This is a genomic window from Dechloromonas aromatica RCB, assembly GCF_000012425.1.
Window position 1 is genome coordinate 3,003,762 of record NC_007298.1, and the last position, 21,811, is coordinate 3,025,572.

Sequence of the window (21,811 nt, forward strand, 5' to 3'; positions counted from 1 at the left end):
CTTGCCGGCTCGACCGGGAACTTGATTGAATTCAAGCTCCGGAAATTCAAGCGCGATTCAATCAGCGCTTGAACAATTCTTTCAGGAACTTCTCGACGTAGGCCGGGCGAACCGGCTTGACGATATAGCCGCGGGCGCCAAGCCCGGCTGCCTGCTGGACGATGGTGCGCGAGGTATCGCCAGTCACCATGACCACGGCAGTCTCGGGGCTGGCTTCGAGTATCCGCGGCAGTGCCTCCAGTCCGGAGAGGATGGGCATGTTGACGTCGAGAAACAGTACGTTGGGCTGGTGCGTCATGGCGGCACGAATGGCTTCCTCACCATTGCCGGCCTGACCGACGATATGCAGACCCAGTTCGCTGAGCACCCCCTTGAGCAGCAGCCGGACCGAACTGTTGTCATCGGCAATGACCACAGTCGGCCGCGGGCCAGTGCTATCTTTGGCAGGCTTGGCATCCCCCTGCCCGGTATCTGGCGATTTCTGAGCGGCCTCAGGAAGGTTTGCTCGTGAGGCCTGGCGGCGGGTTTGGCAAACCTGGCGCAATTCGTTGATGACCTGCTTCTGGCTGAACGGTTTGCGCAGAAAGCCCGCAGCGCCGGTATCAGCGGCCTGTTCCTCGATCCCGGGGCCTTCCGAGGCGGTCATGAACAGTACATCGATCTCCGGGAGCGTCGAATTGATCTCTTGCAGGATGTCGAGACCGTCCCGGCCCGGCAAACGATAATCGAGACAGACGATATCCGGCGACATCTTGCGGATAGCCTCCATCACCCCGTTGCCATCCGGTAAAGTGCCAACCACCTCATAGCCCTGACTGCTTAACAACACGCTCAGCAGAGTTCGCATTGAGGCATTGTCATCAACGATCAGGACACGCATTCGAACTCTTTCATCGGTTTTCTGGAGAGTGACATTTTCTGTGTGGCAGGGGCAAATCGCTTGCGGCCAGTATGTTAACTGCGAAGCGGAGCTGCTTGGCATTCTTTTTGGAGCAAGCAGCCTCCATCGCCCGGCTGTTTTGCTGCGCAGTCACATACCGAAGTGAAGGCGCACCCGGCCTTGTAGAAGTATGCGTGCCTGCTCTTCGTCACAGTCGGCCAGACGATCAAAAATCTCGCGCGCCATGGGTTGGAAGATCGCCATCACGCTCGGGTCGAAATGGCTGCCGGTATCCTTTTCGAGGATGGCCATCGTTGTATCGAACCCTATTGCTTCCTTGTAAGGCCGTTTTGAACACAGGGCATCGAACACATCGGCAACGGCGAAAATGCGGGCTGACAACGGAATATCGTCGCCCGCCATCTGCCGCGGATAACCTGAGCCATTCCATTTTTCGTGGTGCCCGGCGACAACGGCATGGGCACCGTCCAGCCAGCCCATGCCGCTGACGATTTCCTCTCCCTGACTGACATGGGTACGCATGACGGCAAACTCAGCGTCATCCAGCTTGCCCGGCTTGAGCAGGATGGTGTCCGAAATGCCGATCTTGCCGACATCATGCAGGAAGCTGCCGGCGATCAACGATTGCATTTCGTAACCCCGCAAGCCCATTCTTTCGCCAATCCGGGCGGCAATCCACGCCACGCGGTAATTGTGGGTTCCGGTATCCGAATCCCGTTTGGCGATGGCCCGGCCGAGTGCTTCCATCATCGACAGGTGCGAATCGAGGACTTCGCGGGCCTTGCGTTCGTTGTCCGCCGACAGATGCACAACCGACAGATGCACAACCACCGGGTAAATGGCTGCGCCGCAAAGCAGCGAAGCAAGCACCACCATCAGCGCTGCCGACAGGGCATTTGCCGCGATCTGCTCAAGTTGCCAGGTGGGAACGACGCGAACCCCTTCAAAATAGCCATTGATGCGCCCGTCGGCTTCGGTCCTCAAGGGAACGAAAACCCGCATCACCCAACGTCCATCGGGAAGCTTCAGACTTTGATAGGAAGCCGTCGAATAATCCGGGCGCCCGTGACTCGGCACCTTCGCCTCGACTGCTTCGCCCTGTGCAGTCATGGCTTCGGTCAGCTTCTCGCCATTCCGGTCGTAGATTTCAGCGATATCGAACAAGCCACCGACAATCGTGTGCGCCGCCTCGACAGCACGTGCCCTGGCAACTGAATCATCCAGCGCCAACGCATCGAAAAAACCCAGCAGGCGCCGCGACTCTTCCATGGCCAGGGAAACCGTATTCTCCTCAGCGTTTTCCCTAGCCACGAACCAGGCAATCGGGCTGGCAAGCGCGGCCAGCAGGATGCTGACTGCAGCAATCCGGACAGCTGTCCGTTGGTTGAACGGGTTCATGCGTTGCTCATCTTTTTTGTCGTCTTTCCCTCTATCACCTGAAAGCTTAATTCAAACCAACGGTGTCGCGGAACGATTCTTTAAGGCTGCCTTAATCATTTCCATCTAAACTAAAAATTCGGTTAATCGTGAGTAAAGTCATGCCAGTATCCTATCGTTGCTTGCTGCTTCCCCTCTTCGCTTTCATCGGCTGCGCCTCGGCGGGTGAAACGCTCGTCCTTCAGGCGGCGCAGATCAAGGCACTCGGCGTCGAGACTGCCATCGCCAGCCAGGGCGGCTCGGCCGGCGGCCTGTTGCCGGCCCGCGTGCTGGTTCCCAATGAGCAGATGCGGGTCGTTGCGGCCCCCGTCGGAGGCATGGTCGAAATGCTGGCCGTTGCCCCCGGTGCTACCGTCAAGCGCGGCCAGGTCGTGGCCCGACTGGCCAGCCCACAAGCGCTGGAATTGCAACGCGACGCGCTGCAGTCAGGTAGCCAGGCGGCGCTGCTGCAACAAAGCCTGAAGCGCGACGAACAGCTTTTTGCCGAAGGCCTGATTGCCGAATCCCGCCTGCAAGCAACCCGTGCCGCCTCAGCCCAAGCTTCAGCCCAGGCCAGCGAACGCCGCCAGGGCCTCGCGCTCGCCGGGGTTGCCCCGGGCAAGCTGGGTGGCCCGCTGGCGCTAACGGCTGCCATCGATGGCGTGGTACTAGAACAAGGTGTCCAGCTCGGCCAGCGCGTCGAAACCTCGGCGCTGATCTACCGGATCGCCAAGCTCTCCCCCCTGTGGCTGGAAATCCAGGCGCCGGTGGAGCTTGCAGCGACGCTAAAAGAAGGAAGCACGCTCAAGATCGCGCGCAGCGAAGTGGTCGGCAAGCTGATCGCCATTGGTCGTGCTGTCGATGCAGCCAGCCAGACCGTGTTGCTGCGGGCCGAAGTCGGCAAGGGGGCCGAGATGCTGCGGCCCGGACAAGTCATCGAGGTTGAAATCGCCGCGCCAGCCGGCCAGCAGCAACGCCTGCCCGCCTCGGCGTTGGCCCGCAATGAAGGGACAACCGTCGCTTTCGTCCAGACGGCCAGCGACGACAAGGGAACGAGCTTCGAGGTGCGCCCGGTCCGCATCATCAGCCAGGGCGGCGACAGCGTCACCGTCGATGGCATCAAGGCCGATGAAAAGATCGCCATCAAGGGCATTTCCGGCCTGAAGGCCATGTTGACGGGCGTGGGCAAATAAATATGCTCGCCGCCCTGATCCGTTTTTCGCTGACCCAGCGCCTGTTGCTGCTGGTCCTGACGGCCATGCTGATCGGTGCTGGCGTCCAGGCTTTCCTCGGCCTGCCGATCGACGCCTTCCCGGATGTCTCGACCACGCAGGTCAAGATCATCCTGAAGGCACCGGGCATGACGCCGGAAGAGGTCGAAACCCGGCTGGCCGTGCCGGTCGAGCAGGAGTTGCTCGGCATACCCCACCAACGCCTGCTGCGTTCGACCTCCAAATACGCATTGACCGACATCACCCTCGACTTCGAGGATGGCACCGACATCTACTGGGCGCGCCAACAGGTCGGCGAACGGCTGGCCACAGCCATGGGCAACCTGCCCCCGGGCGTTACCGGCGGCATGGCGCCGATCACCACGCCGCTCGGCGAAATGTTCATGTTCACCATCGAGGGCGACCTGTCGCTGGCCGACAAGCGCGCCCTGCTCGACTGGGTAATCCGTCCGCAATTGCGCACCATTCCCGGCGTCGCCGACGTCAACAGCCTGGGCGGCGAGGTTCGCACCTTCGAAGTGGTACCCAACCCACAGTTACTGGCGGCGCGTGGCCTGGCCCTGAAGGATTTGCAGGCGGTCCTCGAAACCAATAACCGCAACGACGGCGCCGGCCGCCTCAACGACGGCGAAGAAGCGCTGCTGGTCCGGGCCGAAGGGGCGATTGCGACGGTCGACGATGTCAAGGCCATCGTCCTGCAGACCAAGGATGGCAACGTGGTACGCATCGCCGACGTCGCCACGGTCGGCCTCGGCGCGCTAACCCGCTACGGCGCGGTGACCAAGAGCGGCAAAGGCGAGGCTGTCGAGGGTCTGGTCCTCGGCCTGCGCGGTGCCAACGCGCAAAGCGTGGTCGACGGCGTCAAGGCGCGACTGGCCGAAATTGCCCCGAGCCTGCCGCCGGGCGTCACCATCGAACCCTTCTATGATCGGAGCAATCTGGTCGAACGTGCTGTCGGCACGGTATCGAAAGCGCTACTCGAAGCCATCGTGCTTGTCGTGCTGCTGCTCCTGGCCTTCCTCGGCAACCTGCGTGCCGCGCTGGTCGTCGCCCTGATGCTGCCGCTGTCGGCGCTCGCCACCTTCATCCTGATGCGCTCGGCAGGGCTGTCGGCCAACCTGATGAGCCTGGGCGGCCTGGCCATCGCCATCGGCATGCTGGTCGACGCCGCAGTCGTGGTCGTCGAGAACGTCGAAAGCCAGCTCGCCGAAGCCCCCGACAATCTGCCGACGCTGCACCTGATCTTCCGTGCCGCCCGCGAGGTCGCTTCACCGGTCACCTCGGGCATCGTCATCATCATCATCGTTTTCCTGCCGCTGCTCACCTTGCAGGGTCTGGAAGGCAAGATGTTCGGACCGGTAGCGCTGACCATCGTCTTCGCGCTGGCCTCGTCGCTGCTACTGTCACTGACCGTGGTGCCGGTACTCGCCTCCTACCTGATCAAGCGCGGCGTCCATCACGAGCCATGGCTGGTCAAGAAACTGGCTGCCATCTACGACCGCGTCCTCACCTCGGCCCTGGCCCACAGCCGGACTTACCTGATTGGCGCCACCATTGCCCTCGCCGCCGCCGCTGGCGCCTTCATGCTGCTCGGCAAGAGCTTCATGCCGACCATGGACGAGGGCGACATCATCATGCAGCTGGAAAAACTGCCTTCCATCGGCCTCGATCAGACCATCGCCATCGACAGCGCGGTACAGAAGGCCATCCTGGCGCAGGTGCCGGAAGTCAAAGCCATCGTCGCCCGGGCCGGTGCCGATGAACTGGGCCTCGACCCGATGGGTCTGAATCAGACCGACACGTTCATGGTGCTGCAGCCCCGCAACACCTGGCGCAAGCCGAACCCGGCCTGGCTGGCCGACCAGCTACGCGGCGTGATGGCCGATTTCCCCGGCATTGGCTTCTCCTTCACGCAACCGATCGACATGCGTGTTTCCGAAATGCTGACCGGGGTGCGTGGCGAGCTGGCGATCAAGGTCTTCGGGCCGGATTTGCCGACACTGAACAAGCTGGCGGTCGATATCGAGAATACGGTCAAGATGGTCACCGGTGCCGAAGACACCTTCACGCTGAAGAACGATGGCGTGCAGTACCTGAAGATCGTCATCGACCGCCTGGCTGCCGGCCGCTTCGGGCTCAACGTCGATGACATCCAGAACGATCTCAAGGCCCTGCTCGAAGGCCGCAATGTCGGCACCGTCATCCAGCAGAACCGCCGGGTGCCGGTCGTCCTGCGCGGCCCGGACAGCCTGCGCTCATCGCCGGCCGATTTCGAAGCCCTGCGTCTGACCCTGCCATCCGGTGGCAGCGTGCCGCTGTCCAGCGTCGCACGCATCCAGCGCATCGACGGCCCGGTCAAGGTAGACCGCGAAAATGCCCAACGCTACGTGGTGATCCAGTCCAACGTTCGCGACCGTGACCTGGTCGGCTTCGTCGACGATGCCAAGGCGGCTGTCGCCCGCGATGTCAAGCTGCCGCAAGGCTATCGTCTGGCCTGGGGCGGGCAGTTCGAGAACCAGCAGCGGGCAGCGGCACGCTTGATGGTGGTCGTACCAGTGGCACTGGCACTGATCTTCTTCCTGCTCTTCTCGACTTTCCGCTCGGTGCGGCAAGCCCTGCTGGTCTTGTCCAACGTCCCGTTCGCCATGATCGGCGGCGTCTTCGGCCTGCTCTTCTCGGGCGAATACCTGTCGGTGCCGGCATCGGTCGGCTTCATCGCCCTGCTCGGCATCGCGGTGCTCAACGGCGTGGTCATGGTCACTTACTTCAATCAGTTGCTGGCCCGTGGCATGGCAGTCGCCGACGTTGTCGTCGAAGGCGCCAAACGCCGCCTGCGCCCGGTCATGATGACCGCCAGCATCGCCGCCTTCGGCCTGCTGCCGATGCTCTTTGCCAGTGGCCCGGGTTCGGAAGTTCAACGTCCGCTGGCCATCGTCGTCATCGGCGGGTTGGTCACCTCCACCGCCCTGACGCTGCTCCTGCTGCCCATTCTGTTCCGCCGCTTCGGCATCGAACCCAACCTCAGAATTACGGAGGACAAGCATGCCTGATGTCCTGCTTACCCTGATCATGCCCGACGATATCGCCCAGCATGTCGAGGATTTGCTGCTCTCCCGCCCCGACCTGGTGCCCGGTTTCACCGTCAGCGCGGCCGAAGGCCACGGCTCGGTCGTGCCCCTGGTCGAAGACACCGAGCTGGTGGCCGGCCATGCGCCTCGTACCGTCATCCGAACCGTCGGACCGGAAACCGCCAAACGCGAAGTGCTGGCACTGATCAAGCGCGAAATGCCGAATGCCAACGTTTTCTATTGGCTGATCCCAATCATCGAAGCCAAACATATATGAAACTTGCCCCGATCTTGCTGCTGGGTCTGGCCTTCAGCGCTTTCGACACCCTGGCGGCCGAAGCCACCCCGGAACTTCCGCCCACCGAAATCGTCGCCCGCGTCCTGCGTGACAGTCCGATGGTACAAGCCGCCAGCGGCCAGATTCGGGTCGAGGAAGCCAACCGCAATCGCCTCGAAGCCGGCCAGTACGAATGGAACGTCCGGCTCGGCAGCCAGCAGCGCCGGACCAATCCGATCACCGGCCCCGACGAGCGTTTCACCGAATGGAATGCCGCCATCGAACGCCCGCTCCGCCTGCCCGGCAAGGGCTCGCTCGACGGTCAGCTCGGTGCCGCCGGTGTCGCGCTGGCCGAAACCGCGCATGGCGATGCCTTGCACGAAAACAGCCGTAACCTGCTGAAATCGTGGTTCGTCTGGCTCAAGGAAAACGCCGCTGCCAGCCAATGGACCGAGCAGCTTTCACTGCTGGAAAATCAGAACAAAGCCATTCAGCGCCGCCAGCAACTGGGCGATGCCGCCCGCCTCGAAGCCATCCAGGCCGAAGCCGCCCTGGCCCAGGCCCAGGCGCAACTGGCCCAGGCCCGGGTGCGCCAGCAGACGGCCGGCGAAGACCTGCGCCGCCGCTACCCGGGCTTGCCGCTGGTCGCTCCCGGGACCATCTCCGAGCCGACGCCGATTGAGGGCAGTGAGAGCGAGTGGATAAATGAGATCCTCGAACACAGCCACGAACTCGAACTGGCCCGTGGCGAAACCCAAAGGGCGCAGATCGTCGCTGGCCGCGCCGGCCGCGATCGCCTGCCCGATCCGACCGTTGGACTTCATGTTTCCCGCGAACGGGCCGGGGAGGACAGGATTGTCGGCGCCTACATCAGTATCCCGCTACCGGGCGGCGCCCGCCGCGCCAGTTCCGACGCTGCGCTGGCCCAGGCCGATGTCGCCGGACGCCGTGAAGCCGGGACAACCCAGAAGATCACGGCCGAATCAGCCATGCTTTACCAATCGGCCAGCGCCGCTTTCGCCACCTGGCAAGCCAGCCGCAATGCCGCCGACCGCCTGAGCCAGGCCGCCAACATGACTGCCCGCGCCTACCAGCTCGGCGAAGGCAGCCTCAACGATCTGCTGACAGCTCGCCGCCTGGCCAACGAAGCACAGCTCTCGCAGCGCCTGATGCAACTCGATGCACTCGAACTGCGCTACCGGATGTTGCTCGATGCGCATCGCTTGTGGGATCTGGATTAAACAGCCGACAAACACACCGCCAAGGGCCAGAGCGCCGGACTTTTTATTCTGAAAATTGAATTTATTTCAATTTATTCTATAGAATAGAAAAAAGCCTCTGGAGACTACCATGTCCATCGCCCTGAAACCCAATCCGCTCTCCGACCGCTCCCGCGTCCTGTCGACGGCCGTGGTTGAAGCCGCCAGACGGCTAGGCCTTGGCTCCACCGATCTGAATGCCATTATCGGCACCAGCCAGCCCTCGGCCTCACGCCTGCTCAACGGCAAATACTTCATTCCCGAAGGCAGCAAGACCTGGGAGCTTTCGGCGCATTTCATCCGTCTCTACCGATCGGTCTCCTCGCTGGTCGGTGGCAACGACGAACTGGCCCGTAGCTGGCTGAAATCCGGCAACCAGGCTTTCGACAACCGCCACCCGCTGGAGGTGGTCAAGCGTGTCGACGGTCTGCTGCATGTCTGTGAATACCTGGACGCCCACCGCGCTCGCGTCTGAAGCCCGGCCCTGGCTCGGCAAGGGCTGGCGGGCGGTCGAAGCGCAGCACCGGGTGGCGACGATGACGCTGGTCCACGGCGACCTCGGCGATCAATCCCTGCTCGAAGACATTCTCGAAGAAGCGAAGCCGGCACTTCCCCGCGAAGCCGATGGCCTGCACTGGCTGCTCGCGACCCCCTTCCGCTACTGGCCAAAACCGCCCGCCGGCTCGCGCTTTCGAGCGCGGACCGATCCCGGCGTGTTCTATGGGGCCGACGACGAGAAAACCGCCTGCGCCGAATGCGGCTACTGGCGCCTGCATTTCTGGCTGGACAGCGAAGGCCTGGCCGGCCGTGAAACCTCGATTCCGATTACGCTGTTCGAATTCCACGGCACCACCGAGCACGCCCTCGACCTCACCCAGCTCCCCCTGGCCGCTGACCGCGCCAGTTGGACCGATCCGGCCGACTACACGGCCACCCAAAAAATTGCCGGCACCGCTCGCCAGGCAGGGATCGAACTGATCCGCTACCAATCTGTTCGCCACCCCGAAGGCACCTGTCTCGCCATTCTGACGCCACAGGTCTTCAAGGGCCTCGATGAAGCCTTCCGGAATGTCCAGCACAGCTGGACGCTCTGGCTGAAACCGCCCGGCCTGACGGTCTGGCAACGCGACCTGATGCCGGAAAGCCACGTGTTCCGGTTCGCCTGAGCGCCTCAGCCCAATAAGCTCACGCAGAAGAAACAAGACAAATCAGGGCATCCAATGAACAATAGGGGACAGACCACGGTTTTTGCCGGGCCCCTTTGTCCGAGATTCCTCACTACCAAGGCAGGATATGAATAAGCTGGAATCCGAGCTGAAACGGCTCTATTTGCTGCCTGGCCAGGAATGGCCAAGTCCCGCATCTGATACTGACAAGCCAGTAATCAAACTCATCTCGACCGAGGGATTAGTGCGCTGTCTCGTCGTAAGCGTCGAAAATGGCGGCAATTGGGAACACGTTGCCGCACTTTATCAAGGCGTTCAAGAAGACCTCGATTTGCCGGCACCGGCCATTTCCGTTTCGAGTGAAGCGGGTTATCAAATCTGGTTTTCACTAAGCGAACCCGTACCTATGCAACTGGCCCGGGATTTCATGGCGGGGCTCTGCCGAAAGTATTTGGCGGAGATAAAAGCAGACAAGCTCAAACTTCGTCCGGGCACCGAGGGGGAACTTAGCTTTGTGCCCTTGGTGCCGGCAAGACTGGAGAAGACTGAGCGCTGGTCGGCCTATATCGACCCGAGCATGGGAAGCATGTTTGTCGAAGAAACCTGGCTGGAAATGCCCCCGAGCCTCGATAAACAGGCCGGAATGCTAGCCAGGCAAGAGAGTATCAAGGCGCAGGATTTTCAGCGGGCACTAGGCGCCCTGCCGCCGCTCGCTGACCTCAAGGTCACTGACTTGGAGCATGGTTCCCAGGCAGCAAATGCTGATCCATACCCGTCTCGGCAAAGCGGCAAAGAAGCAGCACTCAATGTTGGTAGCGGCTTCGCTAACCCCAAAAGCTTCTTGCTTGCCGTTATGAATGACCCAAGCGCCAGTACGGATCAACGAATTGCTGCGGCCGTCGCCTTGCTACCCTTCTTCGAGAAAGGTGCCGGGGAATAAGTCCTGCTGAAGCCAAGCCCGGAAGCAATGTGGAGCACCGCTGGGTGATCAGTCGGGCGCTCTTGAATGACTGCGCCCCCTGATCGAATCCGCTCATCAGAGATTCGACTCCACCACGCCATTCATCGGGTGACGTGGTGGAATCTCGGCAAGGCTATTTCACATGCTGCCTTTGCGCAGATAGTTCAGGTGCCAGCTGAGCGCCTCGTCGAGCAGATGGGGCGTTTGTTTGCCCGGTGACAGGTTAAGCGAGCGCTTGTAGTAATCCATCAGCAACGGCTTGAAATTCGGATGGGCACAGTTCTCGATAATCACCTTGGCCCGTTGCTTGGGTGACAGGCCGCGCAGGTCGGCCAGGCCTTGTTCCGTGACCAGCACCTGAACGTCGTGTTCGGTGTGATCAACGTGCGAAGCCATCGGCACGATGCAGGAAATCTGCCCGCCCTTGGCTTGCGATGGTGTCATGAAGATCGAAATATAGGCATTGCGGGCAAAGTCGCCGGAACCGCCGATGCCGTTCATGATCTGGGTGCCCATCACATGGGTCGAATTGACGTTGCCGTAGATGTCGGCCTCGATCATGCCGTTCATGGCGATCACCCCCAAGCGGCGGATGACTTCCGGATGGTTCGAGATTTCCTGCGGACGCAGGATGATGCTGTCCTTGAAGCGAGCCAGATCGGCATTCAACTCGGTCAGTGCCGACGGCGACAATGAAAAGGCGGTAGCCGAGGCCATGCTGAGCTTGCCGGACTTGATCATTTCCAGCATGCCGTCCTGCAGCACTTCAGTATAGGCGGTCAGGTTCTCGAACGGCCCGTCGTTGAGGCCGGCCAGAACAGCATTGGCAATGTTGCCGACACCGGATTGCAGCGGCAGCAGATCTTTGGGCAAGCGCCCCTTCTTGACCTCATGTTCGAGGAACTCAAGGATGTGGCCGGCGATCTTGCGCGAATTCTGGTCCGGCGCAGAAAAGGCCGAGTTGCGGTCCGGGCTGTTGGTTTCAACCACCGCGATGACCTTGTTCGGATCGATCTTCAAATACGGCTCACCGATACGGTCGCCGGTGCGAACCAGAGGGATAGGCTGACGATAGGGCGGCAGGTTGGTGCCGTAGTAAATGTCGTGCATCCCCTCCAGCAGCGGGTTCTGCCACGAATTGACTTCGAGGATGATCTTGTCGGCCTGATCCAGCCAGGTCTTGTTGTTGCCGATGGACGACGACGGAATCAGCCGCCCGTCTTCCAGGATGCCGGAGACTTCGACCACGGCGACATCGAGCTTGCCGAGAAAACCGAACCAGACGAACTGCGCGACGTGGGAAAGATGGATGTCGATGTATTCCATCTCACCGGCGTTGATGCGCTTGCGGCAGGTCGGATCGGACTGGTAAGGCAGACGCATTTCGACGCCATCGACCATGGCCAGGGCGCCATCCAGTTCAGGGGCGGTCGACGCGCCGGTCCACACGCCGATCTTGAACTTGCGGCCATGCAGGTTGGCATCCATGATGCGCTTGGCCAGTTCGGTCGGCACCTCCTTGGGATAACCGGCACCGGTAAAACCGCTCATGCCGACATTGACCCCCGAGGGAATGAGGCTGGCTGCCTCGCTGGCCGACATGATCTTGCTGCGCAAAGCGGTGTTAAGGATGCGGGATGCTCCACCCATGGCTAAAGGCTCCTGAATAGCGTTTTGAAAGAGAGTGCGTCTCCACGACCAGACCGAAAAAAAGCCCGCACGGTGGCGGGCCAAATCCAGATCCTAAGCGCATGAAGGTCTGGAGGAGACAGTGCGCAAATCTAACGAAAATACGGAAGCCGAACGAACGAGATATTTTTACTTCACGAATAAGAAAAACTAAGTCGTTGCGTTCGGCTCAAAAATCAGTTGGCTGGCTTCGATTCGGCAGGAGCAGCCGGTTCGGCAGCCGGAGCCGGCGCGTCAGCCGGTTTGCTGAGGTCAGTCGGAGCGGGCGGCACTGCAGCCGGCAGGCTAGGCGGCGTTGCCGGCGGCGGCAGCACGGCGGTTTCTTCTTTTTTGGCACAGGCCGAGAGGGCGACGGCCAGCAGTGCGGCCACGAGCAGGGAGCGTTTCATCTGGGATATTTCCTTTCACTAACTTGCGAGATGGCTTGTTGATAAGCCGGATGGCAAAGATAGGGAATCGCTTGCGATGAAACAAACGACAAATTATGATCCAGCGGTTTAGAAAAACTTAATCGTCAATGAGCTATCGCCTTCCTCCGCTTGCCGCCTTGCGCGCCTTCGAGGCCGCCAGCCGCCATCTCAGCTTCAAGAAAGCGGCGGAAGAGTTGCACGTCACGCCGGCAGCCATCAGCCAGCAGATCAAGGCACTGGAGGAGTACGTCGGATTCAGCTTGTTCCATCGCCTGACCCGGGCGCTTTCGCTGACGGCACAGGCCGAGGCGATGTTGCCCAAATTGCGCGAGGGTTTTGAATGTCTGGCCGCCGCACTGGATACGACTCGGCCGCCGGGTGAAGGGGTACTGACGGTCATCGCGCCACCTTCATTCGCGACGCGCTGGCTGGTTCCCCGCCTGCCCCGCTTCGCTGCCGAGCATCCGGAAGTCAAATTGCGCCTGTCCAGCCAGAACGATGCAGTCGACCGGCCTGGTGAGTCGAAGATAACCGATGAGCCACACGATCTACGGACAGCCGATACTTCATTGGCAATTCGCTACGGCACCGGTGATTACCCCGGCTTTCACGTTCAGCAACTTTTTGCCCCGGCCTGGGTGCCGGTGTGCTCACCCCGCCTGGCGACTGCGGAGCGACCACTGGATACCCCGGATGATCTGGCTCGCCATGTCCTGATTCACGATGAAACCATCCATGACGATCCACGCCCGCCCAATTGGCTGGAGTGGCTGACCCGGGCGGGTGTCGGCGGGTTTGATGCCGAGCGCGGACCGCGCTTTTCCAACGCGGTGCTGGCGGTCGAGGCGGCACTGGATGGGCAGGGCGTCGCCTTGGCGCTACTGCCGCTCGTCGAGGCCGATGTTGCGGCGGGACGATTGATTATTCCCTTCAAGCTGAGCGTCCCCTCGCCCTATGCCTATTTTCTGGTCATGCGAAAAGTGTTTGCCGGACGCCCTTCGGTCGCCGCGTTTTGTGACTGGTTGATGGCCGAAGTCGGAACGACAAGCCGGTAGACTTGGCCAGCGGAATCCGGATCAGCCAAAACCGGGCCGCACAAATTAAGCGGCACCTCCGTTCACGCCGGAAGAATCAAGCCCAGACAGACAAATCGGCATTTCCATTACGTCGCCTGATCTATACACTGTCTGCAGTTATCCCACGACAATCAGGAGAAGGAAACATGCAAGGTTCGTTTGAGTACAAGCTTGACGGTAACGGTGATGCTATCGTTTTGGGCATCGATCTCGACTCAGTCAGCGCCAAAGCCCTTGCTCGACTTGATCGTTACATCAGCTGGGCAGACATTCTGAAATTGACGGAAAACGACCCGGAAGCGGCCTATGCAGCTGAACGACTGCATACCGTTTTGCAGCACCTGGGCCAGTGAGTCAGCCGTACCCGGTTTTCGCTTAATCCGACTCACCATTCACACGAACAGGAGCCGGGACTTGCGTCCCAGGCTCCTTTTTTATTGCACGGCTTAGCCAGCTGGCGGAACGCCACTCAGCGCCGGTCACCATGTCCCCTACCCAGCCACTTGAGCAGGATTTCGAACAACAATTCCGGGTCCACCGGTTTGCCGATGTGGTCATTCATTCCTGCATCCAGGCAGCGCTGCCGATCTTCGGTAAAGGCGTTGGCCGTCATGGCCACGATCGGTACCTCCGCACCCGCCGGCAGTTGGCGAATCGCCTGGGTCGCCTCAATCCCGTTCATTTTTGGCATCTGCAGGTCCATCAGTATCAGGTCATAGCCGGTGCGCTGGACCATGTCGAGTGCTTGCTCGCCATCAGTGGCCAGATCGACAACCAGCCCGATCTCCTTCAACATTTCGGTCGCAACCTCTTGATTGATCGGCTCGTCCTCAACGAGCAGAACCCGAGACCCGGCATGGTGAGACCTGATCGCCGCTTCGGCCATTTCCGGGGATGGCCCGGCAGCCACGCCGGCCAGCGGCCCGGCCTTGTCGAGCCTTGCCGTAAACCAGAAGGTGCTGCCGACGCCCGGCGTGCTTTCGACGCCGATATTGCCGCCCATCAATTTGGCCAAACGCCGACTGATCGCCAGGCCCAGACCGCTACCGCCATATTCTCTGGTCGTTGATCCATCCGCCTGTTCAAAGGCGGTGAACAATCTCCCCTGATCGACGGCAGCGATCCCGATGCCGGTATCGCACACCTCAAAGCGCAAGACGACATCGTGAGGATGATCTTCGACAACCGAGACGCTCAGGGCAATCGAGCCCTCGGCGGTGAATTTCACGGCATTCCCGGTCAGATTGAGCAATATCTGGCCCAAACGTAGCGGATCACCGCGAAATACCATATTGCTCAGTTCCGGCGCCTTGGAAATTTTCAGCAGCAGCCCCTTTTCAGCCACCCGCTCGCCGACCAGGTTCTTCAGGTTGTCGAAAATCTCCGTCAGCCGGAACGGAATCTTTTCCAGCGTCAGGCGCTCTGCCTCAATCTTGGAAAGGTCGAGAATGTCGTTGATAACGGCCATCAAATGGCGGGATGCCTGCACCACTTTTGACAACTGCTCCCGCTGTCGATCGTCGGTGGATCGCCTTAGAACCAGATCCGTCATGCCCATGATGGCGTTCATCGGCGTGCGCAATTCATGGCTCATGTTGGCCAGGAAAGTACTCTTCGCCCGATTCGCGGCTTCGGCCGCCTCCTTGGCGTCGGACAGCGCTGCCGTGCGATCTTCAACCATTTTTTCCAGATGATGACGGTATTGTTCAAGTTCCGCCTCAGCGCGTTTACGCTCGGTCACATCTCGCGTGACACCGAGAATCTGAGAGGGTTGGCCGCTTTCATCGAGCAACAGCGTGGTGACCACCTCGGTATGGATTATCCGGCCGTCCTTGCAGGGCTGATCCACTTCGGTGGTGGCGAATCTACCGCGCATGTCGCCCGCTCTCAGCAGTTCAAGATTTTTCTTGAGCTGTGCCTTGATGAGCAGTGTCGACTCCGGTGTAGAGGCCGCTTCAAGCGGCTGGGCCATGATTTCTTCGGCCGTCCAGCCCCGCATGCGCAGAACAGAGGGGCTGACATAGGTAAATTTCATGGCCGGTAACGCCATTAGCCAGATCACGTCGTTGCTGTTATCGACGATCAAACGGTAAAGCTCCCGACTTTTTTCCAGTGCGGATTCTGTCTGGGCGCTCTCGACAGCCAGCTCGGCCAGGCTGGCGTAATCTTCAATCAGGGCGATTTCCGCCGCAGAGGGCTGGGTGGGCTGTCGGTGGTAAATGGCAAACGTCCCGAGGACACGCCCTTCCCGATTTTTGAATGGCTGTGACCAGCAGGATCCCAGATCGGCCCGTCGGGCCAGTTCGACATAGTCCCTCCAGTATTCATGTCGCTGGATGTCTTCGACAATGACACGTTCGCCGATGAAAGCTGCGGTGCCGCATGAGCCAACCCCTTCGCCGATGGCCACACCATCAATCGCCTGGCAATAGAAGTCCGCCAGACTGGGCGCAGCGCCGTGGCGCAGGTGCAGACCGTCCTCATCAAGCAGCAGGATCGAGCAGAGCATGCCCGGATGCAGGCTTTCGACATCGCGAGCCAGATTTTCCAGAGTCTCGGTCAGGCTGCCGCCTTGAGAAATTCGCTTCAAGATCCGGTTGTTCAGCATTAACTCGCGCGTCCGCTGCGCCAGCTGCTGCTCCGACTGCTGGGTTGTCGCCGCCATGTCGTTCAGTTTTCTGGAGGTCTCCTTCAACCAGCCAATCACGGAGTTTTCCGTACCGGCCTCAGGAGCGGTATCCATCGAAAAATCGCCCTGCCCCAGGCGGACAATCAATGAGCGCACATCGTCAGCCGACCCCCCCAGGGTTTTGCGCAGTGCCATGTAGGTCCGCCAGAGCATGAAAATCGCTGCCAGACCAAAGGCCATGAACAAGCTGCGCAAGAAAAAAGCATTCTCTTCGGAAGCCCGTACGGCCTGCGCTGTACGTTGGTCAGCCAGCTCATAGACCTGACCAATCGGCTGCATGATTTCCATCTTGCTCCGATGATAGGCATCGTCGTGCATCACCAGGCGGGCCTTCTCCTGATTGGCCTGGTGGTCGGGCGAATCTGCTTCGTACAAGCGCATCGCCTCAAGTTCTATGGTGGCCAGCCGATCTGAATGAGCCTTGGCTGCCGCAAGCTTCTGAAATTCGTCGTCAGAAAATTGGGCCTGGCGCATCAAGGCCAGCAGTTCGACGCCCTTCCCGCTGTCGGCCGGGGGCTGACGTTGTCCGCCCAGCACCAGATCCCAATAGACTCCGCGATACCCTTCCGGGCGGGCCTTCCTGCCATCGCGAATATCGAGGATGTCCTGGTAATACTTCTTGTAAACCGGCTGGCCAGTCGCCACGTACGTGCGCGCCATCCGGGTCAGATCATCCGACGACTGCCTTAATTCGGCCGCCAGCTGTAAGGATTGATGGCGTAATTCGTTGGCGCGATCGATTTCCTTTTCGGCTCTGACGTAGGCGCCAAAGGCAATGAGCAGCGCCAGAAAAAGCACCACGGTCAGCAGAAGTCTGCTTGAAAACGCAGGGTATTTGTTATCGAACGTCACGCCAGTCTTTCGCTGTCCGGTATTAATAACTCTTATAAATATTGGAAAAGTATAGTTCCAAGCTCCACGCAATGGGCATCTATCTGTGACTTCTGCTTAATGTCCGCTTAAGTTTCACCTAAGCTGCCTTTAAGACTCGCTCCCTATACTGCTTCGTCATGGACACCCCAAGGAGCACAACAATGAAAGCAATGACTGCCGCAGCCCTGCTGCTCGCCAGCCTGACGTGCCACGCCGAAACCCCGCAACAGGTTCGCCAGACTTATGTCACCGAAGCACTCAGCCAGCAATCCGGCTTCGCGCCTTCCGCCAAACGTGGTGAAGCCCTGTTCCGCCAGCGCTTTGCCATCAACGACAAGATGCCAGGCTGCACCAGCTGCCACACCGACAATCCATTGCAGGCCGGCCAGCATGCCGTGACCGGCAAGAGCGTCCGGCCGCTGGCGGTCGCCGCCAATCCTGAGCGCTTCAGCGACCCGGCCAAGGTGGAAAAGTGGTTTGGCCGCAACTGCAAGGAAGTGGTCGGTCGCGCCTGTACGCCAGCCGAAAAAGCTGATTTCGTCACTTACATGAGTGAGGTACGCTGAAATGAAGAAGATCATCCTGATCACCCTGCTGGCCTGCTCGTTCCCGGCCCTGGCCGACCGCCTGCCGATGCCCGGCAACGCTCCGGCCAGCTTCAAGTCGGAATGCAGCAGCTGCCACATTGCCTACCAGCCGGCATTGCTCGCCGCCGATGACTGGCGAAAGCTGATGGCCGGCCTGAAAGACCACTTCGGCAGCGATGCGGCGGTCGATAGCAAAACCAACCTGGAAATCACCAATTTCCTGACGCGCAATGCCGGCGAGGTCAGCCGCCTGGGTAGCGCCGGCAATCCGCCGCGCATCACCCAGACCCAGCGTTTCGTACGCAAGCACCGCGAGGTTCCGGCCAAGTTCTGGCGCGACCCGCGGGTCAAATCGGCGGCCAACTGTGAAGCCTGTCATCGCGGCGCGGCCAGTGGAAATTACGGCGAACACGACATCGCCATTCCGGAACTTCGGGAGTAAACCATGCAAAAAATCCTCGTCTGGGACTGGCCGGTTCGCCTCGGCCATTGGCTGATGGTCGGCGGTTTCATCCTCGCCTGGTTGACCTCGGAAAGCGAAACCTTCCGGCTGGTCCATGTGATCTCCGGCAGCGTCGTCGTCGCCGTTGCACTATTTCGTATTCCCTGGGGCTTCATCGGCTCGCGTTATGCTCGCTTCGTCGACTTTGTACGCGGCCCGAGCTCCGTTATCGACTATCTGCACAGCCTGCTTAAACTGCAACCGGCACATCAAACCGGGCACAACCCGGCCGGCGGCTGGGCCATCCTGCTGTTGCTCGCTCTCGGTATCACAACTGGCCTCGTCGGCTGGGCGACGTACAACGAAATCGGCGGCGAATGGCTGGAGGATCTGCATGAAGGGCTGGCGGTAACCATGCTGACCGTGGTCATCGTCCACGTCGCCGGCGTCATCTCCGGTAGCCTGCTACATGGCGAAAACCTGATCCGCGCCATGATTACCGGCTACAAGCAGGGCTCTCTGGAAGACGCCATCCCGTCAGCCATGCCGCTGGCCGCCATCCTTCTGCTTGTCTGGGTCGCTGCCGCCGGCTGGTGGCTGGCTAGCTGATAGAATCCGGTCATGCGCATTCTGCTTGTCGAAGATGATCCTGAACTGGGCGACGGCTTGACCGTCGGCTTGCGTCAGGCCGGTTTTGCCGTCGATTGGCTGCGCGACGGCAATTCAGCTGACCAGGCACTGCAGAGTGAGAGCTTCGACTTCGTCGTGCTCGATCTCGGTCTGCCGCGTCTTTCCGGCATGGAAGTGCTGAATCGCGCCCGGGGCCGCGGTCAGGACATGCCCATCCTGATTCTGACCGCCCGCGACGCTACCGGCGACAAGGTTTCCGGACTGGATGCCGGGGCTGACGACTACCTCGTCAAACCGATCGACCTCGACGAGTTGACCGCCCGCATCCGCGCCCTGACCCGGCGCAGCGCCGGCCGTGCTGCCCCGCTATTGACCCATGGCGAGCTGAGTATCGACCTTGCCGCCCACCGCGTCACCCTGGCCGGGCAGGAAATCGAACTGTCCAGCCGCGAGTTCTCGCTGTTGCAGATGCTTCTGGAAAGTGCTGGCCGTGTGCTGACTCGCACCCAGCTCGAACAATCGCTCTATGGCTGGCACGACGAACCCGACAGCAACGCCCTCGAAGTACACATCCACCACCTGCGCAAGAAGCTGGGCAGCGAATTGATCCGCACCCTGCGCGGGGTCGGCTACACCATTCCCAAGTGAGCAAAACCTGGTGACCACCGTCTGGTTCTCGCTGCGCCGCCGCCTGCTCGGTCTGTTACTTGGCGGAGTCGCTGCGGCCTGGCTGGTGACCATGGTATTCAGCTACATCGATGCTCATCACGAAGTCGATGAACTGTTCGACGCCCAACTGGCCCAGGCAGCGCAGACATTGCTCGCCCTGGCCGGGCACGACGAAGGTGATGACATCTCGGATCTTGGCGACGCCGCCCACAAGTACCAGCGTCGCCTGCGTTGCCAGATATGGCGCGCCGACGGCAAATTGCTGATGCGTTCCAACAATGCCCCGCAAACGCCATTGACCACCGCCATCGGCTTTTCTGAAACTCGCGGCGAGGAAGGCCACTGGCGCCACTTCAGCCAGTGGAACGAGGATCACAGCCTGCAGGTGCAAGTCAGCGAAAACCACCATATCCGCGACGAATTGATTGGCCACATCGCCTGGCGCCTGCTTTTTCCGGCCCTGTTCGGGCTGCCGCTGATCGGACTCTGGGTCTGGCTCGCTACCCGGCACGGCTTTGCCTCGCTGGATGGTATTGCCCGCCAGATCGCCAGCCGCGATCCCCAGCAATTGCAACCAGTGCATCCCACCGCTGCGCCGGAAGAAATCCGCACCCTGCTCGAATCCCTGAACGGCCTGTTCCAGCGCGTCGAGCACACTTTGGAATCCGAACGCCGCTTCACGGCCGACGCCGCCCACGAATTGCGCACCCCGCTCGCTGCCCTGCATGCCCAGTTACAGGTTGCCCAGCGGGCCCGCGACGAGGATGAGCGCAACCGCTCACTGAGCCAGTTGCAGAGCGGCCTGACCCGCGCCGTCCACCTCGTCGACCAGATGCTGCAACTGGCCCGGCTCGACCCGGAATCCAGCCTGCCCGACCCGCAGGCGGTCGATCTGGCCACACTGGCCGAATCCGTCTGCGCCGATCTCGGCCCGCAGATTCTGGCCAAGAATCTTGACTTCGACCTCGAAGCCCCCCCTGAGGCGCTAGTTACCGGACAAGCGGAGTGGCTACGAGTGCTTATCCGCAATCTGGTCGATAACGCCGTTCGCTATACCCCGGAAGGTGGCCAGGTCCGCGTCGCCATCCGTCACAACGGCAACACGATCGACCTCTCCGTCAGCGACAGTGGCCCAGGCATCCCGGTCGAGGAGCGCGAATCGGTCCTTCGCCGCTTCCATCGCCTGAACCAGGGTAGCCAGCCAGGTAGTGGCCTCGGATTAGCCATTGTTGCCCGCATTGCGGAACTACATGGCGCAACCTTATGTCTAGACACTACGCCTATTACCAAAGGCCTAGATGTAGGAGTACAATTCGCCGCACGCCGCACCACATCATGACCATAGCATTGCGGCATGCGATCGGCAGCAACTGGCCGACCCTGATTCAAGCATCGGCGTAACACCACATGAACATAGCTCAAACATTGGCTTCCCCCCCCATTGCCACGGACACTCCGCCGGAAGGCACGCGCCGGATGATCAACGGCCTGGAAAGAGTCATGTATGACGGCTACTGGATCAAGACCTATCCGGTCCCGGCCGACACCCTGGAAGCCAAGAAGAAACTGATCGAGGCACTGACGCGGCGGCTGTTCAACCACACCGAGCACGGCCTGAACATTCCCGGCACCCGGCTCAACGAAGCCCGCGAAAGTTACGAGAAAGAGACCGACCCGGCCCGCCGGCGCGTCAAGGGCGCCATGCTGGCCGGCGCGCTGTTCAACCGGGCGGCCGACATTTTTCGCAAACTGGTCGAACTGCAGGCCTGTGGTATCGAAATTCTCAGTGACAACCCGCTGATGCGCGAATGCGGCAAATGCCTGCTCGACGCAATGGAACTCGGTCGCTGCGTGCTGCACCGTAGCGGCGAGGAAGGTATCGACGAGTTGTGGGGCGAACCGTTCCGCGCCTTCTCGATCCCGCTCGAAGATTTCTATGAAAGCCGCTATATCAAGATCGGTCAGGTTCTGCGCGACATCGACAAGATTTCCCGGGTAATGATCGACACCTTCAGCGGCATCCCGGCCTTTGCTGAAATCGAGGGACCAGTCCTCGACCTCGCCACCGCCGCCAAGATCAAAACAGAAACACTGCGTACCGACACCGACATCTTCGATGTCTGGGCCCGTATGGTTACGGCCGGTGAGCGTCTGGCCGATATCGAATGGCATGCCAGCCAGGGCGCCAACACACTCCCCTTCACTTACAATTTTCACGATGGCCTGCAACTGATCCGTCAGGGCCGCGACCTGATTTTCTACATATCCCGAGCCCGTACCGCGATGCCGAAGAGCACCCGCGAATATATCGAGCGCTGCGCCAATTACCTGGCCACTGGCCGGGCACCACTAGCCTCATCCTACCTGCCGGCCTGAACCGCTCGGCGGCCATCAAGCACTGCGCCAGTCGCGCATAACGACCACGGGCCTCTGAAAACGCAGCCGGTCTTGGCAGCTTATCGAATC

20 protein-coding genes are annotated in these 21,811 nt (G+C 60.6%); 15 read left to right on the top strand and 5 right to left on the bottom strand.

Annotated elements, in window-relative coordinates:
- Window positions 1-61: 61 nt before the first annotated feature.
- Window positions 62-880 carry a response regulator gene (locus DARO_RS14340; protein WP_041224418.1) on the bottom strand — a complete coding sequence of 273 codons (819 nt, stop codon included), beginning with the start codon at window positions 878-880 and terminating at the stop codon, window positions 62-64.
- Window positions 881-1,030: 150 nt separating this feature from the next.
- The gene (locus DARO_RS14345) at window positions 1,031-2,299 is read right to left on the bottom strand and encodes an HD-GYP domain-containing protein (RefSeq protein WP_011288527.1); all 1,269 of its coding nucleotides are present in this window, start codon (window positions 2,297-2,299) and stop codon (window positions 1,031-1,033) included.
- A 161-nt stretch (window positions 2,300-2,460) separates the two neighbouring features.
- Here DARO_RS14345 and DARO_RS14350 point away from each other — a divergent pair, with 161 nt between their 5' ends.
- The 7 genes from DARO_RS14350 to DARO_RS14380 all read left to right on the top strand — a co-directional run bounded on the left by DARO_RS14350 (window position 2,461) and on the right by DARO_RS14380 (window position 10,259).
- A complete protein-coding gene (locus DARO_RS14350) occupies window positions 2,461-3,510 on the top strand; it encodes an efflux RND transporter periplasmic adaptor subunit (protein WP_198134046.1) in 1,050 nt (349 codons plus the stop codon).
- A 2-nt stretch (window positions 3,511-3,512) separates the two neighbouring features.
- Window positions 3,513-6,599 (top strand): CusA/CzcA family heavy metal efflux RND transporter, encoded by a 3,087-nt coding sequence (locus tag DARO_RS14355; RefSeq protein ID WP_011288529.1) that lies wholly within the window; start codon window positions 3,513-3,515, stop codon window positions 6,597-6,599.
- Complete coding sequence (locus DARO_RS21815; protein WP_011288530.1) at window positions 6,592-6,894, top strand: DUF3240 family protein; 303 nt, start codon at window positions 6,592-6,594, stop codon at window positions 6,892-6,894. Before DARO_RS14355 ends, DARO_RS21815 begins: the two co-directional genes overlap by 8 nt.
- Window positions 6,891-8,135, top strand: a complete 1,245-nt coding sequence (locus tag DARO_RS14365; protein ID WP_011288531.1) for a TolC family protein — start codon at window positions 6,891-6,893, stop codon at window positions 8,133-8,135. The genes DARO_RS21815 and DARO_RS14365 overlap by 4 nt, the downstream gene beginning before the upstream one ends.
- Before the next feature lie 109 nt (window positions 8,136-8,244).
- On the top strand, window positions 8,245-8,628 hold the full coding sequence (locus tag DARO_RS14370) for an MbcA/ParS/Xre antitoxin family protein (RefSeq protein WP_011288532.1): 384 nt from the start codon (window positions 8,245-8,247) through the stop codon (window positions 8,626-8,628).
- Window positions 8,588-9,319: an RES family NAD+ phosphorylase gene (locus tag DARO_RS14375; RefSeq protein WP_011288533.1), complete on the top strand. Its 732-nt coding sequence runs from the start codon at window positions 8,588-8,590 to the stop codon at window positions 9,317-9,319. Before DARO_RS14370 ends, DARO_RS14375 begins: the two co-directional genes overlap by 41 nt.
- Window positions 9,320-9,446: 127 nt before the next feature.
- Complete coding sequence (locus tag DARO_RS14380) at window positions 9,447-10,259, top strand: hypothetical protein (RefSeq protein WP_011288534.1); 813 nt, start codon at window positions 9,447-9,449, stop codon at window positions 10,257-10,259.
- A 159-nt stretch (window positions 10,260-10,418) separates the two neighbouring features.
- On the opposite strand, the gene scpC is transcribed toward DARO_RS14380, so the two are convergent.
- Together scpC and DARO_RS14390 are read right to left on the bottom strand one after the other, a co-directional pair.
- Window positions 10,419-11,930, bottom strand: coding sequence for a succinyl-CoA:acetate CoA-transferase ScpC (gene scpC, locus DARO_RS14385; RefSeq protein ID WP_011288535.1), 1,512 nt, complete (start codon window positions 11,928-11,930; stop codon window positions 10,419-10,421).
- 215 nt (window positions 11,931-12,145) lie between these two features.
- Window positions 12,146-12,358 carry a hypothetical protein gene (locus DARO_RS14390; RefSeq protein WP_011288536.1) on the bottom strand — a complete coding sequence of 71 codons (213 nt, stop codon included), beginning with the start codon at window positions 12,356-12,358 and terminating at the stop codon, window positions 12,146-12,148.
- A 128-nt stretch (window positions 12,359-12,486) separates the two neighbouring features.
- Here DARO_RS14390 and gcvA point away from each other — a divergent pair, with 128 nt between their 5' ends.
- Together gcvA and DARO_RS14400 are read left to right on the top strand one after the other, a co-directional pair.
- Window positions 12,487-13,434 (top strand): transcriptional regulator GcvA, encoded by a 948-nt coding sequence (gene gcvA / locus DARO_RS14395; protein WP_011288537.1) that lies wholly within the window; start codon window positions 12,487-12,489, stop codon window positions 13,432-13,434.
- A 167-nt stretch (window positions 13,435-13,601) separates the two neighbouring features.
- Window positions 13,602-13,808, top strand: coding sequence for a hypothetical protein (locus tag DARO_RS14400; RefSeq protein WP_041224420.1), 207 nt, complete (start codon window positions 13,602-13,604; stop codon window positions 13,806-13,808).
- Between the two features lie 116 nt (window positions 13,809-13,924).
- On the opposite strand, the gene DARO_RS21820 is transcribed toward DARO_RS14400, so the two are convergent.
- On the bottom strand, window positions 13,925-16,945 hold the full coding sequence (locus DARO_RS21820) for a response regulator (RefSeq protein WP_049758717.1): 3,021 nt from the start codon (window positions 16,943-16,945) through the stop codon (window positions 13,925-13,927).
- A gap of 233 nt (window positions 16,946-17,178) precedes the next feature.
- On the opposite strand from DARO_RS21820, the gene DARO_RS14410 reads away from it, so the two are divergent.
- The 6 genes from DARO_RS14410 to DARO_RS14435 all read left to right on the top strand — a co-directional run bounded on the left by DARO_RS14410 (window position 17,179) and on the right by DARO_RS14435 (window position 21,721).
- Window positions 17,179-17,583, top strand: a complete 405-nt coding sequence (locus DARO_RS14410) for a DUF1924 domain-containing protein (RefSeq protein ID WP_011288540.1) — start codon at window positions 17,179-17,181, stop codon at window positions 17,581-17,583.
- Window position 17,584: 1 nt separating this feature from the next.
- Window positions 17,585-18,046, top strand: coding sequence for a diheme cytochrome c (locus DARO_RS14415; RefSeq protein ID WP_011288541.1), 462 nt, complete (start codon window positions 17,585-17,587; stop codon window positions 18,044-18,046).
- 3 nt (window positions 18,047-18,049) lie between these two features.
- Window positions 18,050-18,655: a cytochrome b/b6 domain-containing protein gene (locus tag DARO_RS14420; RefSeq protein WP_011288542.1), complete on the top strand. Its 606-nt coding sequence runs from the start codon at window positions 18,050-18,052 to the stop codon at window positions 18,653-18,655.
- Window positions 18,656-18,667: 12 nt separating this feature from the next.
- Complete coding sequence (locus DARO_RS14425) at window positions 18,668-19,324, top strand: response regulator (protein ID WP_011288543.1); 657 nt, start codon at window positions 18,668-18,670, stop codon at window positions 19,322-19,324.
- A 10-nt stretch (window positions 19,325-19,334) separates the two neighbouring features.
- Window positions 19,335-20,684, top strand: a complete 1,350-nt coding sequence (locus DARO_RS14430; protein ID WP_011288544.1) for an ATP-binding protein — start codon at window positions 19,335-19,337, stop codon at window positions 20,682-20,684.
- A gap of 68 nt (window positions 20,685-20,752) precedes the next feature.
- The gene (locus DARO_RS14435; RefSeq protein WP_011288545.1) at window positions 20,753-21,721 is read left to right on the top strand and encodes a hypothetical protein; all 969 of its coding nucleotides are present in this window, start codon (window positions 20,753-20,755) and stop codon (window positions 21,719-21,721) included.
- The last annotated feature ends 90 nt before the right edge of the window (window positions 21,722-21,811 follow it).

Coding starts and splice junctions, on each gene's coding strand:
- DARO_RS14400 (WP_041224420.1), top strand. CDS start 13,602: ATGCAAGGTTCGTTTGAGTACAAGCTTGACGGTAACGGTGATGCTATC.
- DARO_RS14370 (WP_011288532.1), top strand. CDS start 8,245: ATGTCCATCGCCCTGAAACCCAATCCGCTCTCCGACCGCTCCCGCGTC.
- DARO_RS14375 (WP_011288533.1), top strand. CDS start 8,588: ATGTCTGTGAATACCTGGACGCCCACCGCGCTCGCGTCTGAAGCCCGG.
- DARO_RS21815 (WP_011288530.1), top strand. CDS start 6,592: ATGCCTGATGTCCTGCTTACCCTGATCATGCCCGACGATATCGCCCAG.
- gcvA (WP_011288537.1), top strand. CDS start 12,487: ATGAGCTATCGCCTTCCTCCGCTTGCCGCCTTGCGCGCCTTCGAGGCC.
- DARO_RS14415 (WP_011288541.1), top strand. CDS start 17,585: ATGAAGAAGATCATCCTGATCACCCTGCTGGCCTGCTCGTTCCCGGCC.
- DARO_RS14425 (WP_011288543.1), top strand. CDS start 18,668: ATGCGCATTCTGCTTGTCGAAGATGATCCTGAACTGGGCGACGGCTTG.
- DARO_RS14435 (WP_011288545.1), top strand. CDS start 20,753: ATGAACATAGCTCAAACATTGGCTTCCCCCCCCATTGCCACGGACACT.
- DARO_RS14345 (WP_011288527.1), bottom strand. CDS start 2,299: ATGAACCCGTTCAACCAACGGACAGCTGTCCGGATTGCTGCAGTCAGC.
- DARO_RS14410 (WP_011288540.1), top strand. CDS start 17,179: ATGAAAGCAATGACTGCCGCAGCCCTGCTGCTCGCCAGCCTGACGTGC.
- DARO_RS14420 (WP_011288542.1), top strand. CDS start 18,050: ATGCAAAAAATCCTCGTCTGGGACTGGCCGGTTCGCCTCGGCCATTGG.
- DARO_RS14390 (WP_011288536.1), bottom strand. CDS start 12,358: ATGAAACGCTCCCTGCTCGTGGCCGCACTGCTGGCCGTCGCCCTCTCG.
- DARO_RS14365 (WP_011288531.1), top strand. CDS start 6,891: ATGAAACTTGCCCCGATCTTGCTGCTGGGTCTGGCCTTCAGCGCTTTC.
- scpC (WP_011288535.1), bottom strand. CDS start 11,930: ATGGGTGGAGCATCCCGCATCCTTAACACCGCTTTGCGCAGCAAGATC.
- DARO_RS14380 (WP_011288534.1), top strand. CDS start 9,447: ATGAATAAGCTGGAATCCGAGCTGAAACGGCTCTATTTGCTGCCTGGC.
- DARO_RS14340 (WP_041224418.1), bottom strand. CDS start 880: ATGCGTGTCCTGATCGTTGATGACAATGCCTCAATGCGAACTCTGCTG.
- DARO_RS14355 (WP_011288529.1), top strand. CDS start 3,513: ATGCTCGCCGCCCTGATCCGTTTTTCGCTGACCCAGCGCCTGTTGCTG.